The organism is Sphingopyxis sp. EU05-FHT14B03 (assembly GCF_058790875.1).
This window is the reverse complement of record NZ_JBYTDC010000001.1, coordinates 270,075-283,101: the sequence shown is the minus strand read 5'-3', so window position 1 is coordinate 283,101 and position 13,027 is coordinate 270,075. Positions and strand designations below refer to the sequence as shown.

18 protein-coding genes are annotated in these 13,027 nt (G+C 65.5%); 12 read left to right on the top strand and 6 right to left on the bottom strand.

Going from position 1 to position 13,027, the window contains the following annotated elements; translation table 11 throughout:
• Positions 1 to 30 precede the first annotated feature (30 nt).
• The 9 genes from AC3WS4_RS01510 (at position 31) to AC3WS4_RS01470 (ending at position 6,289) form a co-directional block, all read left to right on the top strand.
• Complete coding sequence (locus AC3WS4_RS01510; protein WP_492740132.1) at positions 31 to 720, top strand: TetR/AcrR family transcriptional regulator; 690 nt, start codon at positions 31 to 33, stop codon at positions 718 to 720.
• 87 nt (positions 721 to 807) lie between these two features.
• Complete coding sequence (locus tag AC3WS4_RS01505; RefSeq protein ID WP_492740134.1) at positions 808 to 1,713, top strand: SDR family NAD(P)-dependent oxidoreductase; 906 nt, start codon at positions 808 to 810, stop codon at positions 1,711 to 1,713.
• A gap of 75 nt (positions 1,714 to 1,788) precedes the next feature.
• A complete protein-coding gene (locus tag AC3WS4_RS01500) occupies positions 1,789 to 2,544 on the top strand; it encodes a helix-turn-helix transcriptional regulator (RefSeq protein ID WP_156377742.1) in 756 nt (251 codons plus the stop codon).
• Positions 2,541 to 3,254: a FadR/GntR family transcriptional regulator gene (locus AC3WS4_RS01495; RefSeq protein WP_492740135.1), complete on the top strand. Its 714-nt coding sequence runs from the start codon at positions 2,541 to 2,543 to the stop codon at positions 3,252 to 3,254. The genes AC3WS4_RS01500 and AC3WS4_RS01495 overlap by 4 nt, the downstream gene beginning before the upstream one ends.
• Positions 3,251 to 4,225 (top strand): ROK family protein, encoded by a 975-nt coding sequence (locus tag AC3WS4_RS01490; protein ID WP_492740136.1) that lies wholly within the window; start codon positions 3,251 to 3,253, stop codon positions 4,223 to 4,225. The genes AC3WS4_RS01495 and AC3WS4_RS01490 overlap by 4 nt, the downstream gene beginning before the upstream one ends.
• 187 nt (positions 4,226 to 4,412) lie before the next feature.
• The gene (locus AC3WS4_RS01485) at positions 4,413 to 4,889 is read left to right on the top strand and encodes a response regulator transcription factor (RefSeq protein ID WP_492742587.1); all 477 of its coding nucleotides are present in this window, start codon (positions 4,413 to 4,415) and stop codon (positions 4,887 to 4,889) included.
• Between the two features lie 59 nt (positions 4,890 to 4,948).
• Positions 4,949 to 5,326, top strand: coding sequence for a hypothetical protein (locus AC3WS4_RS01480; RefSeq protein ID WP_056349369.1), 378 nt, complete (start codon positions 4,949 to 4,951; stop codon positions 5,324 to 5,326).
• Positions 5,327 to 5,353: 27 nt separating this feature from the next.
• Complete coding sequence (locus AC3WS4_RS01475) at positions 5,354 to 5,773, top strand: hypothetical protein (RefSeq protein ID WP_492740138.1); 420 nt, start codon at positions 5,354 to 5,356, stop codon at positions 5,771 to 5,773.
• A gap of 24 nt (positions 5,774 to 5,797) precedes the next feature.
• On the top strand, positions 5,798 to 6,289 hold the full coding sequence (locus AC3WS4_RS01470; protein ID WP_187139375.1) for a helix-turn-helix domain-containing protein: 492 nt from the start codon (positions 5,798 to 5,800) through the stop codon (positions 6,287 to 6,289).
• Positions 6,290 to 6,344: 55 nt separating this feature from the next.
• On the opposite strand, the gene AC3WS4_RS01465 is transcribed toward AC3WS4_RS01470, so the two are convergent.
• The 6 genes from AC3WS4_RS01465 to AC3WS4_RS01440 all read right to left on the bottom strand — a co-directional run bounded on the left by AC3WS4_RS01465 (position 6,345) and on the right by AC3WS4_RS01440 (position 11,677).
• Complete coding sequence (locus tag AC3WS4_RS01465) at positions 6,345 to 7,091, bottom strand: sigma-70 family RNA polymerase sigma factor (protein ID WP_187139376.1); 747 nt, start codon at positions 7,089 to 7,091, stop codon at positions 6,345 to 6,347.
• Positions 7,081 to 9,204, bottom strand: a complete 2,124-nt coding sequence (gene flhA / locus AC3WS4_RS01460; RefSeq protein WP_492740139.1) for a flagellar biosynthesis protein FlhA — start codon at positions 9,202 to 9,204, stop codon at positions 7,081 to 7,083. Before flhA ends, AC3WS4_RS01465 begins: the two co-directional genes overlap by 11 nt.
• Positions 9,201 to 10,031: a transglycosylase SLT domain-containing protein gene (locus AC3WS4_RS01455; protein WP_492740140.1), complete on the bottom strand. Its 831-nt coding sequence runs from the start codon at positions 10,029 to 10,031 to the stop codon at positions 9,201 to 9,203. Before AC3WS4_RS01455 ends, flhA begins: the two co-directional genes overlap by 4 nt.
• 81 nt (positions 10,032 to 10,112) lie before the next feature.
• Entirely contained in the window at positions 10,113 to 10,418 is a 306-nt protein-coding gene (locus tag AC3WS4_RS01450) for a hypothetical protein (RefSeq protein ID WP_187139378.1), read from the bottom strand.
• The gene (locus tag AC3WS4_RS01445) at positions 10,415 to 10,720 is read right to left on the bottom strand and encodes a flagellar biosynthesis anti-sigma factor FlgM (protein WP_187139379.1); all 306 of its coding nucleotides are present in this window, start codon (positions 10,718 to 10,720) and stop codon (positions 10,415 to 10,417) included. The genes AC3WS4_RS01450 and AC3WS4_RS01445 overlap by 4 nt, the downstream gene beginning before the upstream one ends.
• A gap of 447 nt (positions 10,721 to 11,167) precedes the next feature.
• On the bottom strand, positions 11,168 to 11,677 hold the full coding sequence (locus AC3WS4_RS01440; protein ID WP_187139380.1) for a flagella basal body P-ring formation protein FlgA: 510 nt from the start codon (positions 11,675 to 11,677) through the stop codon (positions 11,168 to 11,170).
• A 277-nt stretch (positions 11,678 to 11,954) separates the two neighbouring features.
• On the opposite strand from AC3WS4_RS01440, the gene AC3WS4_RS01435 reads away from it, so the two are divergent.
• From AC3WS4_RS01435 to AC3WS4_RS01425, 3 genes are read left to right on the top strand one after another with little or no spacing between them, the layout of a single operon-like run.
• Positions 11,955 to 12,293 (top strand): flagellar basal body rod protein FlgB, encoded by a 339-nt coding sequence (locus AC3WS4_RS01435; protein ID WP_056349402.1) that lies wholly within the window; start codon positions 11,955 to 11,957, stop codon positions 12,291 to 12,293.
• Entirely contained in the window at positions 12,290 to 12,700 is a 411-nt protein-coding gene (flgC, locus tag AC3WS4_RS01430) for a flagellar basal body rod protein FlgC (protein WP_056349404.1), read from the top strand. The genes AC3WS4_RS01435 and flgC overlap by 4 nt, the downstream gene beginning before the upstream one ends.
• Position 12,701: 1 nt before the next feature.
• A complete protein-coding gene (locus AC3WS4_RS01425; protein ID WP_492740141.1) occupies positions 12,702 to 13,016 on the top strand; it encodes a flagellar hook assembly protein FlgD in 315 nt (104 codons plus the stop codon).
• Positions 13,017 to 13,027 lie beyond the last annotated feature (11 nt).

The window sequence follows — 13,027 nt, the reverse complement described above, 5'->3', positions numbered from 1 at the left end:
GCGCGGGGCGCCGGGGAACAGGGATCGGAAGTGGTGCCAGTGGCAGACGAGCCAAAAACGCGTCGGCGGTCGACCAAGGCCGAACAGCGCGCCGAAACGATCGAGCAGATGCTCGACGAGGCCGAATATCTTTTCTCGAAGCACGGTCTGCACGGCGTCACGCTGAAGGACGTCGCCAAGCGCGTCGGCGTCCACCACACGCTGCTCAACTATTATTTCGCCGACAAGAAAAGCCTGTTCGACGCGGTCTTCGCGCGCCGTGCGGTGGTGACCAGCGAGCGGCGGATGCAGGCGCTCGACGATTATGAGAAACTGGCGGGCGACACGCCGACCGTCGAGGGTGCGCTTCATGCCTTTCTCGACACCGACCTCGACCTTTATATCCATGGCGGCGAGGGCTGGAAAAATTACGGCGCGCTCGGCGCGCTCGTCGCCAACACCCCCGAATGGGGCGCCGATTTGATGGACAGCCATTTCGACCCGGTGGTGCTGCGGCTGATCGACCTGCTCAAGAAAGCGCTGCCCGACTGCGCCGAGCGCGACATCTTCTGGGGCTATCACTTCGTCACCGGCGCGCTGATGGTCACGCTGGCGCGGACGGGACGCATCGACAAATTGTCGGGTGGCGTCTGCAAGTCCGAGGATTTCGAAGCGATCAAGGCGCGCATGGCCTCGTTCATGGCCGCGGGCTTCCTGCAGATCTGCCACAAGACGGCCTGAGGCGGGAGCGGGGGCTCCACGCGTCACGCCAAAGCTTCGCTGCGAAAGATATTAACTAACTAGAGAGTGAACAAAGGAGTTTTCAGGATGACGACATCGGGTTCGGAATTGTCGCTCGGCGGCCGGGTGGCGATCGTGACCGGCGCGGGCGGCGGACTCGGCCGCGCGCACGCGCTGTATCTGGCAAGCCAGGGCGCCGCCGTCGTCGTCAACGACCTTGCGATCGAACCGGCGCAGGCGGTGGTGCGCGAAATCGAGCAGGGCGGCGGCACCGCGCTCGCGGTCGCGGCCTCGGTCACCGACGAAGCGGCGGTCGAGGCGATGGTACGGCAGGTGCTCGACCAATGGGGCCGCATCGACATATTGATCAACAACGCCGGCATCCTGCGCGACAAGAGCTTTGCCAAGATGAGCCTCGACGATTTCCGCACCGTGATCGACGTCCATCTGATCGGCGCCGCGATCTGCTGCAAGGCGGTGTGGGAGGTGATGCGCGCGCAGCAATATGGCCGCATCGTCATGACCACCTCATCGTCGGGACTGTGGGGCAATTTCGGCCAGGCCAATTATGGTGCCGCGAAGATGGCGCTTGTCGGGCTGATGCAGACGCTGGCGATCGAGGGCGAGAAATATGGCATCCGCGTCAATGCGCTGGCGCCGACCGCGGCGACGCAGATGACGCATGGGGTGCTGTCGGACGCCAGCCTTGACCGGCTCGACCCGGCGCTGGTCAGCCCGGCGCTGCTGCCGCTCGTCGTCGACGATACGCCGACCCGTATAATCCTGTGTGCCGGGGCAGGACATTTCGCAGTGGCCGACGTCACGCTGTCGCAGGGGCTCCATATCGGCGCCGGTGCCGATGCGGGCCAGCGGCTGATCGCCGAACTGCCGCGCGTGATCGACCGCGACGGCGCGATTGTTCCCGCTTACGGCTTCACCCAGGCCGAACGCGAAGTCGCGAGTGCCGACGCGGCGATGGCGGGGGCCAGCTAAGCGCGCGGCCAACCTGTCATACAGCTGTTGCCAAGAGCTGTCTGACAGGTTTAAACGACGCATGGGAGAACAGCCATGACGTCGAAGCATGTGGTGATCGTTTCGCAGGACATGACGAGTTTTGTCGGGTCGGGGGGCTGCGATCGCCGCCACTTGCCGTCCGACGCGCTGCTGCTCGGTTTTGGCGGGGTGCAGGAACCGGTGGTCAGCACGCTCGGTCTCGCCGAACTCGATGCTGTCGCCGACGATCATCTGCTGATCTTCGCGGTGTCGCGCGCCGCGTGCCGCCGCCTGTTCGGCGACCTGCCCGATCCCGCCGCGCGCTGGTATCTGCCGTCGGATCTGCGCGGGCTCGGCCAGTCGATCGTTGCGCCCGACAGCGATCCGCGCGCCGCCGACACGCTGCGCCTCGCGCGCTCGCTTGAACTGCTCTGCCAGTTTTTCGCCGCGCTCGCCGCGGGGCGCATGGTGCCGGTCGATGGCCAGCCGAGCCTGTGCGAAAGCGACATCGCGCGCATCGCCGCGGCGCGGCGGATCGTCGACGAACGTTGGCACGAAAAACTGACCATTGACGATATCGCGAAGAGCTGCGGCCTCAACCGCGACAAGCTGACACGCGGCTTTCGCGAACTCTATCGCTGCACCGTCGCCGAGGCGCTGAGCGAACGGCGGCTGCGCCAGGCGCGGCAGATGCTCGCGGCGAGCGACCTGCCGGTGGCGAGCATCGGCTATCGCTGCGGCTATCTCAACAACGCCAGCTTCACCCGCGCCTTTTCGCGGCGTTTCGGCATGGCGCCGACCGCGATGCGCCGTATCGGTGTCGCGGCATGAGCCGCGTCGCCGCGATCGATGCGACCGCGAGCCGATCGCTCGTCGAGCGCGCGATGGAGATGGTGCGCGATCATATCCGCACCCACGACCTGAAAGTCGGCGACAGCTTGCCGGGCGAGGGGAGCTTCGCCGCGCAAATGGGGGTCAGCCGCCCGGTGATGCGCGAGGCGTTCGGGGCGCTCGCGGCGCTCCGCCTCGTCGATGTCGGCAACGGCCGCCGCCCGCGCGTCGGCGCGATCGACGGGTCGGCGATGGCGGCATCGCTGGGCCATGCGATCAACACCGCGCAGGTCAGCCTCGCTGACGTCTGGGACGTGCGCCGCACGCTCGAACTGCGCACCGCCGAACTCGCCGCGCTCAACCGCAGCGACGATCAGGCGCGCGCGATATCGGCCGCCGCGCATCGGCTCGCGGTCGATCGGGACGAGGTCGCGCGCACCGCCGCCGATACCGAATTCCATCAGGTGATCGCCGCCGCGAGCGGCAATCCGCTGTTCTACCAGATCATCTGTTCGTTCGAGGAAATGATGGCGCGCGCCGTCCCGCGCGCCTGGCAGGAGCGTGCGCTGCCCGAAGAGCGCGCCGAATCGCTGACCCTCCACCACGAGGTCGCCGATGCGATCGCGGCGCGCGAGCCGGCGCGGGCGCGGGCCGCGATGGAGCGGCATTTCGCCAATTCGGTCGGCGAGCGGCTGCGCGACGCCCGATGACGACGACCGCACCCGCGCCGGCCGGCCGTTTCGCCGGGGTCGAACTGGGCGGGACGAAGGTCGTCGTGACCCTCGCCGACGGGCTCGACATCGTCGACCAGCGCAGCCTTGCGACCACGAGCCCCGACGAAACGCTGAGCGCCGCGGTCGATATCGTCGCCGCATGGGACCGGCAGGCGCCGATCGCGGCGATCGGGATCGCCAGTTTCGGCCCCATCCGCGTCGACCCTGCCGCGCCCGACTATGGCACGATCCTCGACACCCCGAAGCCCGGCTGGACCGGTGCGCGCGTCGTCGCCCCTTTCGCCTCGCGTTTCGCCAGTCCGGTGGCGCTCGATACCGACGTCAACGGCGCCGGGATCGCCGAGGCCGAGTTCGGCGCCGGGCGCGGCTGCAGGACGATCGTCTATCTGACCATCGGCACCGGCGTCGGCGGCGGGGTGATCGTGAACGGTCAGCCGGTGACCGGGCGCCTTCACCCCGAAATCGGGCATATGTCGCTGCGCCGCGCCGCGGGCGATGGTTTCGTCGGCGCCTGTCACTTCCACCGCGATTGCGTCGAGGGGCTGCTGAGCGGGCCGGCGCTACGCGCGCGCTTCGGGCGCGATCCCGCGACCGTCGATCCGGCCGATCCGGGTTGGGCGGCGGTCGCGTCCGACCTCGCCGAACTCCTTGCCGTGCTGATGCTCGCCCTGTCGCCAGACCGCATCATCGTCGGCGGCAGCGTCGCCCTCGGCCAGCCTGATGTGGTGGCGCGCGCCGCGATCCTCGCCGCCGAAAGACTGGTGATCTATATCGCCGATTATGACCTTACGGCATTGTCGTGTATCGTCGCTCCGCCGGCGCTGAAGCAGGATGCCGGGCCGCTTGGCGCGATTTTGCTCGCCGTCCGGGCGACGCAACGCGGGACACCCGGTGTCACAACGGGCTTGCGTTCGGTCGCCCTTCGTGATTCAGCGGGGCATAGATAAAAATCGGGTCGGCTTCCGCCGATGAGCACAACAGCGAGCGGAGACTAGAATGAAGCGATTTGACATCTTGTCGAAACAGGACGGCGGCATCGCCGGGCCGCCGGTGCGGTCGCCGCATGCGCGCGCCACAGCGTTAACACCTAGTTAGCCAGCTTGCTTTCGACTCGAGATGTACTATTCCCGACCCGTGCAAGGCGATCCTGACAATTACATCAGCCTGCTGTCTGCCGCGCAAATCGAAACGCTGCGGCATGTTTTCGAGCATAAAAATTCCAAGGAGATCGCGCGGCTGATGAACGTGTCGCCGCACACGGTCGACGAACGCGTGCGAAGGTCTCTAAAAAAACTCAACGTTTCTAACAGGGTAGAGGCCGCAACGATATTGGCTCGTAACGGTGTCTTCGAAGATGTTACCCCTTATCAGCCTTTGACATATCAACCGGTTAACCTTTCCGATTCCCTGCCCGCCGACGAAGGCGACCCGGGGCACGGGTCGTTTCGGCAGATCTTCAACATTGGTTTGCCGTTTCCGACCAAGTCCCAGCCGATCAATCGGCATGGGTTGTTGGAAAGGATTATCTGGCCGATCTTGATCGCATTTGTGACGATTTTGGCCTTCTCCGCTCTCTACTCGATCCTTGTCGGACTTGGTCGGTTGACCTGACGTTCGAGCCGAATGCTGCGGGGGGGAACCGGTAGCATTCTTTTTTCAAGGACCAAGAAATGCTGAACCAAAGACTCTCCGGCGCGAAAAAAATCGCTTCCGAATTGCACCAGGCCGAAGACGCCATCGACGAGGTGATGATCCGCATCGCCAACCTCGCCGCGACCCTGCCCACCGTGCGCCGCGACACCAACATGTCGGCGATCGTCGGTCAGGAAGCGATGTCGAAAGTCGCGCACGCCCTGGCCGCCGCCGGCGACGTCCGCCAGCTGCTCACCGATGCGCATCTCGCGCTGACCGTGACGCAGAAAGAGGTCGGTCTCGGCACCCGCATGTTCGGCGCCGGAGTAAAGCCCGCCAGCGCGTCGCTCGACGAGGGCAGCAACGATCTGGTTCGCGCCGACGTCGTGGAAATGCCGCTGGCCAAGGCTTCGTAATCACTACGGAAGGTTGACGAAAGCCACATGTGGGCCGTTGCGATTTATTACAGCGTTTTGTTGATCACGGTGGCCGTCGCGATGAAGCGCGGCGGTCCCCTGGAACGCTGGGCGGCTTACACCGCGCTGATCGCATCGGTCTGCTCCACATTGGTGTCACCCGTTCCGGAATGGACAAATATCGAAATCAATATCTTCGTCATAGACCTCATCGTCTTGATAAGTTTCTGGTACATCGCCTTCAAAACAGAGCGTTTCTGGCCCTATTGGATCACCGGTTGGCAGCTCATCGCGATTTTCGGGCATATCCAGAAGCTGATGTTTTCGGAGATATTGGCGCGTCCCTATTCGCTGCTTTCGATATATATATCCTATCCGATCCTGCTCGTGATCATGTACGCGGCGGGATCGACGGAACAGAGGGGTGACGTGAGGGCGACCGCATAGCGGGCGCCCCGGGGGTCCCAATCCATGCAGCAATTTTCGAATGTTGAAATTGCGGAAATCAAATCGCGGATCGACCAGATCCAGGAAATGCTTGGCAGCGGTGCTGGCGGGCAGGTCCCGGTCGTGTCGCAGCCCGACCGGATCGACGCGCCGGTTCCGGGCCTGATCGAGCAACTCAACTTCAGTCTTCAGATGCGCCGCACGCGCAAGTCGCATTTCGGCAGCAACCAGCTGACCGGGCCGACCTGGGACATGCTGCTCGATCTGATGCTGGCCAAGACCAATGACCGCGAACTCAGCGCCAGCGATCTCGCGACCGGCGCCGGAGTGCCGCTGTCGTCGGGGCTGCGCATGATCGCGCTGCTCGAACAGCTCGATCTCGCCGAACGTTTCATCGACGAACGCGACCGCCGCCGCTCGATCGTGCGGCTCACCGACAATGGCGTCGACAGCATGACGCGCTATTTCGAAAAAATGGGCCATGCGTGGAACAGCCGTCGCCGGCTCGCAATGTAGTCCCCTCCGGCCGGGATGCGGCGGCTGGCCTCCCCGGTCGCCGCGCCCGGTCATCCTATTCGGTGATATCGCGCAACATCCGGTCGATCTTGGCCATCGCGCCCGCCTTGATCTGGCACACGCGGGCCGCGCTGACATCGAGCGTCAGCCCGATTTCCTGCAGATTGAGTTCCTCGAAAAAATAGAGCTGCAGCACCAATTGCTCGCGCTCGGGTAGCCGGGCGATACACTCGCCCAGCGCTTCGAGCAGATCGTCCTGTTCGCACCGGTCGTCGGCCCCGTCGCTGTCGTCGGCGAGCAGGAAGCTGCCTTCGTCCAGCATCGCGTCGAGTGAGGTCGACCGCCCGTGCGTCGCGCTGCGCTCGAGTGCGAAATATTCCTCCGCCGACATTTCGAACGCCGCCGCCATTTCGGCGGTCGTCGGCGCGCGCATCAGATTCTGTTCGAGCGCCGCGCGGACGCTGCCGATGCGCTTGCTGGCGACCATCGCCGATCGCCCGACATCGGCCTCGCGACGCAGCTGGTCGATCATCGCGCCGCGGATGCGCGTCGAGGCATAGGTGGCAAAGGCGAAACCGCGTTCTTCATAGTGGCGGCTCGCCTCGATCAGCGCGATCAGCCCGGTCTGGACGAGGTCGTCGAGGTCGCTCGTCCGCGACAGGCGCGAGAACACCTGCCAGGCGATCTTGCGCACCAGCGGCGCATATTCGTCGATCAGGTCCTCGGCGCTGGTGCCATAGCCCTGCGGCGATGCGGCGCGCGCCGCCGCGCCGGCGAATTGCTCGGCAGGCTCAATTCTCATGATGATGGTCCTTCATCTGCTCGGCGCTTTCGTCGGCTAGCCGCGGCACATCGGCACCGATCGTCGCAACGATCTCGGTCGCCTTGCTGGCGGGAATTTCGAGGTAGGAAATGACCGCGACGTCGGGGAACGTCGCGCGGACGAGCCGCGACAGCGCGGGGCGGCAGATCGGCGACGCGACCAGCGCGAAGCTGCGCGTCGACAACAGCAGCGGTTCGACCGCCTCGCCGATCTGTCCGACGATCTTCATCGCCATGCCATGTTCGAACGGCCATTCGGCGCCCGGATTGGCGCGCACCGCCTGGTTGAGCAGCATCTCGATCTCGGGTGTGAAGGTCACGACGGGGAGCGGCATACGGCTCGGCACGATCGTCTGGACGATCAGCGCGCCGATGCGCTGGCGCACCGCCTCGACCAGGTCGCTTTCGCCAAGCTGCTGGCCCGAAAAGGCGACCATCGCCTCGGCGATCTTGCGGAAATCGCGCAAGGGGATGCGCTCGATCAGCAGCGCCTTGCACAGGCTGGCGATGCGCGGCAGCGCATAGCCCGCCGGGGTCAGGCTCGCCGCGAGCTGCGGATATTGGGCCTTGAGATTGTCGATCAGCGCCTGTGCATCGTCGATACCGAACAGGTCGGACGACGCGGCGACGATGCTGTTGTTGAGGTGGGTTGCGACGACGGTCGCCGGATCGACGACGGTATAGCCGGCGGCGATCGCGTCGTTCTGGCTGCTGCGCGGGATCCACAACGCGTCGAGGCCGAAGGTCGGGTCCTTGCACGGCCGTCCGGTGACTTTGGTGACGAGGTCGCCCGAGTCGAGCGCGAGCATTTCATTGGGGAAGACCTCGTCCTCGCCGACGATCACCCCCGCGACCGAGATGCGATAGACGTTGCCGGGCAGCGACAGGTCGTCGCTGACCTTCACCGCGGGGACGACAAAGCCGAGTTCTTTCGACAGCTGGCGTCGGATGCCGGTGATCCGGCCCATCAACGGCGCGCCCTTGCGTTCGTCGACGAGGGCGACGAGGGCATAGCCGATCTCGAGCTGGCACGGGCTCGAATCGCTGACGTCGGACCATTCGATCAGGTGCGGGTCGGGCGCGGGCAGCGCCGGTTCGGGAGTTGCGGCGACCGCGGCGGCGGCTTTGCGCAACTGCCATCCCATGCCGAGCGACAGAGCAGCGGCGGGCAGGATCAGCATCTGCGGCATCGCCGGGACCATGCCGAGGATGAACAGGATGGCGCCGACCGCGAACCAGATATGCGGCGAGGCGAACTGGCTGCCGATCTGGTCCGAAAGGTTCATCGGCGAGGTGACGCGGGTCACGATGGCGGCGGCGGCGATCGACAGCAGCAGCGCCGGAATCTGCGCGACCAGCGCGTCGCCGATCGCGAGAGTGACATAGGTGCTGCCGGCTTCGGAGAAGCTGAGGCCGTGGCTGAACACGCCGAGGATCAGGCCACCGACGATATTCACGAACAGGATCAGCAGGCCGGCGACCGCGTCGCCCTTCACGAATTTCGACGCACCGTCCATCGAGCCATAGAAATCGGCTTCGGTTGCCACTTCGACGCGCCGCGCCTTGGCTTCGTCGGGGGTGAGCAGCCCGGCGTTGAGGTCGGCGTCGATCGCCATCTGCTTGCCGGGCAAAGCGTCGAGGGTGAAGCGCGCCGACACTTCGGACACGCGCCCCGCGCCCTTGGTGATGACGACCATGTTGATGATCATCAGCACGACGAAGACGAACAGGCCGACGACATAGTCGCCGCCGATCAGCACCTGGCCGAACGCTTCGATGACATGACCCGCAGCGTGCGTGCCCTCGTGCCCGTGGACGAGCACGACGCGCGTCGAGGCGACGTTGAGCGCGAGGCGAAAGAGGGTGGTGAGCAGCAACACCGTCGGAAAGGCCGAGAAATCGAGCGGCTTGGCGGCCGACAGCGCGACCATCAGCACCGCGAGGCTGACCATGATGTTGGCGACGAAGCTGATGTCGAGGATCAGCGGCGATACCGGGATCACCATCAGCGCGACGAGGATCAGCATCCCGGCCGGCAGCGCGGCGGCACCGGCGAAACGACCGGCGTCGCGGGCGTTGAAGCTCAGGTTCATGCGCCGCCTCCGAGCGAGGCGAGGCGTTGATAGGCCTGGGCTGCGAAGCCCATCGAGAGTTTCTTGGGCATTGGTTGAATATCCATCATCGAAAGCGGCGGACGCCCGGCCTGGGTGCCGCTCATGCTCGCCATCTGCATCCGCCAGCCGGGGGCTGGGGCAGTGCCGCCGGGGAAGGCGCCGGGGGTGAAGCCGGGCTCGCCGCCGGCATCGAGCTTGGCGCGGAAGCGTTCGCGAATGTCGCCGAGGCTGCGCATGCTGCCGTCGGCGGCGTAGAAGATCGATCGGTTGGCGGCCGCGGCCTCGGGCAGCATCGTCGCGCCGGCTTGGTCGGGGTCGGCCGCCCACGCTGACAGGAATTTCACCGCGCCGCCGCTTCCCAGAAAATGGGCGAGGTACAGGTCGACGGGCTCGGCGGTGCGGCCGGTCCGGCTTTCGACATAGGCGCGATTGTCGGAGGTGAAGGCGGCGGCCATCGCGGCCGAAGCGGCGGGGTCGTCGCGCAGGTCGAATATCTGCTGGCGCAGCGTCGGGTTGGTAACGGTGAGCCGCCCTGATGCATCGCGGCCGATCGCGTTGGCGGCCCAGCCGAGGCCATGGTCGGCGCCGTGGCGGTCGAGCGTCGCGAGCCAGGTCGATTTGGTGAACTGGTACAGCCCGCGCGCCGACGAGGTCGATGCTTTCGCGGTCGGGTTAAAGCCGCTTTCCACACGCGCGACATCGACCAGATAGTCGAAATCGACCCCGGTACGGCCCGATGCGTCCTGCACCGCCGCCATCACGGGGGAGGCGGCGCCGCTGGCGGCACTGTTGTTGATCGTCGTCATGGCTGTTGGTTCCGCTGCATTCAGCAGACCAAAAGCAATCATCGTGCCATTCTTTGAAAATGGCGTAGTTGTCTTGGTTAATTAATAGCTTAGCGCGATGCCCTGCGGCCCGGTGCCGCGGACCTGGTGGTTTCTGTCAATCCTCTGACGCGTCCAGTCCTTGAGGACATTGACCCGGATCGCGGCGGCCTCCAGCTTGCGCAGCACCATGTCGATCAGCATCCGGGCATGGTCCTCGCGGCCCGGCGGAACCTTCGCGCTACGGAACAGGATCACCGCGGTGGCGAGCGCTTCGGTCGCCGCGATGATCGCGCCGGCGTCGTGCCCGTCGAGCGCCGCGACCAGCGTGTCGAGCTGGGCCTGCACCTCTTCCATCTGCATCATCATGCGTCGGCGCCGCGTCCGTGAAACTGCATCATCGCGCGCGCGGTGGCGGCGGGGTCGAGGAGATAGCTGCCCCCGGCGATGGCGCCGCGGATCGCAGCGACGCGCGCGCCGTCGACCGGCGCGGGCTGGCTGGCGATATCGGCGGCGAGGCCGATCAGGCTGGCGACCGGTACCGGCTCGCTCGCGGCCCTGGGCTGCGCGGGCGTCGGTGCGGGTTCGGCGGTGGCGCCGGCGATCTTGCGCACGGCGCCGATGCGCACGACGTTGCCGACCTGCAGCCCGATTTTGCCGTCTCCCGTCATGTGCGCCTCCTTTCCTCGGGTCCGTCAGAAAAACGACGGGCCTGTTCGAAGGGACTTAACGGACGCGAAATCGGGCGATTAAGCGCGATCGGTCAAAAAAACCAAAGAAAAGGCCCGGCGGCGTCGGGAAACCGACAACCACCGGGCCAGAGGGCCTGAACCCCTCAATTGCGCGTTCGAGGTTTGAAGCGATTTTGCTCAGGGCTAGGAGGCAAGGCGAAGGCATATGTCGATATGTCGAGGCTTGCCGACGACGCCATGGGCAAAATCGGTCAAATCCCGAAGGGACGTCGAAATGGCTTCGATCTTGGGCTTGTGCGGCCTTGCAGGTAGAACCACTACCGGCTGCGTCCGCCCAAACCCAATATCTTCGCCATTTCGACGCCTCGAACGCGCAATTGAGGGGTTCAGGCCCTGAACAAGGCTCGGGACCTTGATCAGGAAGGGTCAGTCGACCAGGCGCGCGCGTCCCGGGCCGGTGACGACGGCGCTCAGCGCGCTCTTCGTGTCGCTGCCGCGCAGCGCGATCAGGTCGCCGACGCGGCCGTCCTGCGTCGCGGTGGCGGCATAGCTGATCGAGAAGCTTTCGGTATCGATGGTGACGCGGACATTGTCGCCGCGGCGCACCACCGGTGCGGCGGCGGCGGGCTTGGCGACGAAGCCGCCCGCGGCGCTGGCGCCGGCCGGGGCGGTCATCGGCACGCGCAGCCGCCAGCCGAGCGACGGGCAACGGACGGCGAGCGTCGAGCTGTCGACGGCGGTCACCGATGCCTGTTCGGGACAGCGCGCGAGCTTGATGCGGCGGTCGATAGGGGTCGCGGTGCGGCCCATGGCACTGGCCACCATCGCGGTGAGCACGTCGATCGTCTGCCAGTCCTCGCTGGCGGTCTGGCCCGGCGCTTCGGCAGGGATCGCCATGGCCAACGCGCCGATGGCAAGGAAAAGATTGCGGTTCATGACCCATCTCCTTTGGTCCAAAATGGTCGCTCGCCTGATTGCAGGATGCGTGCCAGTCGCGCTTTGCCGCGGCTTTCGGGGCGGCTCGCCGCACGGCCGTCAAAAATCTGACCCTCGCGCCGACAGCTCGAACAACTCACGGTTCCGGGGCCTGAAAAATGGCGGAAATCCGGCAATGATCCACGTTTGGCACGCCGATTGCATAATGCCTTGGTGTTTTTCGCGCGTCTGCGCCGGCCGGTGCCGGAGCGGACCACCGAAAGAAGGATTGTGTACGATGGCATCAGAGAAGCTCTTCGGCATCCACGCCAATGCGCTGCAGCTCCGCAGCCAGCGGATGATGCTGCTCGCGTCGAACATCGCCAACGCCGCGACGCCCAATTACAAGGCGCGCGACCTCGACTTTTCGAAAGCGCTCGACCTCGCGCAGCAGGGCGGCTCGATGGAAGGGGCGATCGAATATCGCATTCCGGTCCAGTCGTCGCTCGACGGCAACACCGTCGAAATGGCGACCGAACAGACCGCCTTCGCCGAAAACGCGCTCGCCTATCGTTCGAGCCTCTCGTTCCTCTCGGGCCGCGTCAACACGCTGACTCGCGCGCTGAAGGGCGAATGACGATGAACGGCAATTTCTCGGTCTTCGACATCAGCGGCCGCGCGATGTCGGCGCAGCTGATCCGGCTCAACACCACCGCGTCGAACCTCGCCAATGCGGGGACGACCGCCGGCAGCGAAGCGGGCGCCTATCGCTCGATGAAGCCGGTGTTCCGTACCGTGATGGACGAAGGCGGCCGCGCGACGGTCGCGGTCGACCAGGTCACGCAAACGAAAATGGCGCCGTCGAAACGGCACGATCCCAACAACCCGCTGGCCGATGCCGACGGCAATGTCTGGGACGCCGCGGTCGATAGCGCCGCCGAGCTGGTCGAGATGGTCGAGACCGCCCGCCAGTATCAGAACAACGTCCAGGTCCTCGAAACCGCCAAGGGCCTGATCAACGAAACCCTGCGGATGGGACAGTAAGATGGCCGTGAACAGCGTCACCAACACCAGCAATGTCGTGCTCCAGCCGAAGGGCAGCGCGAACCAGATGGGGCAGAGCGATTTCCTGCGCCTGATGACCGCGCAGCTGAGCCAGCAGGACCCGTTCAACCCGGTCGATAACCAGGCGATGGTCGCGCAGATGGCGCAATTCTCCAGCCTCGCCGGGATCACCGAGACGAACACCACGCTTCAGACGATTTCCGACCAGCTCACGGCGCAGACCCAGCTGCTCAAGGACATCAAGGCCGCGACCCCCGCGCCGGCCACCACCACCGACACCACCAGCACGCAGTAAGGAACCGATCC